The sequence below is a fragment of the Oerskovia sp. NPDC056781 genome, assembly GCF_042789955.1.
Classification (GTDB): domain Bacteria; phylum Actinomycetota; class Actinomycetes; order Actinomycetales; family Cellulomonadaceae; genus Oerskovia; species Oerskovia rustica.
Genome location: NZ_JBHUAD010000391.1, coordinates 1 through 1,643, shown reverse-complemented (window position 1 = coordinate 1,643; position 1,643 = coordinate 1). Strand labels below are relative to the sequence as shown.

1 protein-coding gene and 1 pseudogene are annotated in these 1,643 nt (G+C 71.3%); one reads left to right on the top strand and one right to left on the bottom strand.

Going from position 1 to position 1,643, the window contains the following annotated elements:
• A pseudogene (locus ACFRCR_RS18660) lies at positions 1–93 on the bottom strand (MerR family DNA-binding transcriptional regulator); the annotation flags it as partial.
• 158 nt (positions 94–251) lie between these two features.
• Between ACFRCR_RS18660 and murA the strand changes: the two are divergent.
• Complete coding sequence (murA, locus tag ACFRCR_RS18655) at positions 252–1,568, top strand: UDP-N-acetylglucosamine 1-carboxyvinyltransferase (protein ID WP_377679678.1); 1,317 nt, start codon at positions 252–254, stop codon at positions 1,566–1,568.
• Positions 1,569–1,643: the final 75 nt, after the last annotated feature.

Below are 1,643 nucleotides of genomic sequence, written 5' to 3'. Positions count from 1 at the left end.
GTACCGGTAGCCGTTGTGCCCGACCCGGCTGGGCACGAGCAGCCCGACGTCGTCGTAGTGACGCAGCGTGCGGCTCGTGGTCCCGGCGAGTCGGGGGGGGGGCGGGGGGTGGAGGGGGGTGGCGGGTGGGGGTGGGGGGGGGGGGGTGGGGGGCCCGGGGGGCGGCCCCCCACGAGGGCCGGGGCGCGCAGCCCGTGCACGACGCACGACCATCCGGACGATCCTCGAGAGAGCTAGGCGACCACGACCACATGAACGATCTGCTGTACGTCAACGGCGGCACTCCGCTCAACGGGACCATCACCGTGCGGGGGGCGAAGAACTTCGTCTCCAAGGCGATGGTGGCCTCCCTGCTCGGCGAGGGGCCGAGCGTGCTGCGGAACGTGCCGCAGATCCGCGACGTCGGCGTCGTGACGGGACTGCTCGAGCTGCACGGCGTCAAGGTCGTCTCGGACGAGGCCGGGGGCGTCCTGCACCTCGACCCGACCGACGTCGAGTCGGCGCACGTCGCGGACATCGACGCGCACGCCGGATCGAGCCGCATCCCGATCCTGTTCTGCGGCCCGCTCCTGCACCGCCTGGGCGAGGCGTTCATCCCGGACCTGGGCGGCTGCCGCATCGGCGACCGGCCCATCAACTACCACCTGGACATCCTGCGCCAGTTCGGTGCCGTCGTGGACAAGCGCGAGCAGGGCATCCACATCCGCGCCCCGCGCCGCCTCCAGGGCACCAAGATCTCCCTGCCCTACCCGAGCGTCGGCGCGACCGAGCAGCTCCTGCTCACGGCCGTGCGCGCCGAAGGCATCACCGAGCTGTCGGGCGCCGCGATCGAGCCCGAGATCATGGACCTCATCGCCGTCCTGCAGAAGATGGGCGCGATCATCTCGGTCGACACCGACCGCGTGATCCGCATCGAGGGCGTCGACAAGCTCATGGGCTACCAGCACACGGCCCTCGGCGACCGCATCGAGGCGGCGTCCTGGGGGTCCGCGGCCCTCGCGACCGGCGGCGACATCACCGTCAAGGGCGCGACGCAGCCCGAGATGATGACGTTCCTCAACACGTTCCGGAAGGTCGGCGGCGAGTTCGAGGTCGAGGAGGACGGCATCCGGTTCTACCACCCGGGCGGCGACCTCAACGCGATCGTGCTCGAGACCGCGGTGCACCCCGGCTTCATGACGGACTGGCAGCAGCCGCTCGTCGTCGCGCTCACGCAGGCCAAGGGACTGTCGATCGTCCACGAGACCGTCTACGAGAACCGGTTCGGATTCACGGACGCGCTGCGCGGCATGGGAGCGACCATCCAGGTCTACAAGGAGTGCCTGGGCGGCCTGCCGTGCCGGTTCGGGCAGCGCAACTTCCACCACTCGGCCGTCATCTCCGGCCCGACGCCCCTGTCCGCGGCCGACATCGAGGTCCCGGACCTGCGCGGCGGGTTCAGCCACCTCATCGCGGCGCTCGCGGCCAAGGGGACCTCGACCGTGCGGGGGATCGGCCTGATCGACCGCGGGTACGAGTACTTCCAGGACAAGCTCGAGGCGCTGGGCGCGGACGTCAGCCGGGGCTGACCCGTCTCCTCCGGCGTGTCACAGGACTGGTCGGAGGCTCCCGGCACACGACGGGCGCGGTGCGTGCGACGGCAC

What these genes read in the sequence shown, in the direction of transcription:
- murA (WP_377679678.1), top strand. Translation starts at nt 252, where the DNA reads ATGAACGATCTGCTGTACGTCAACGGCGGCACTCCGCTCAACGGGACC.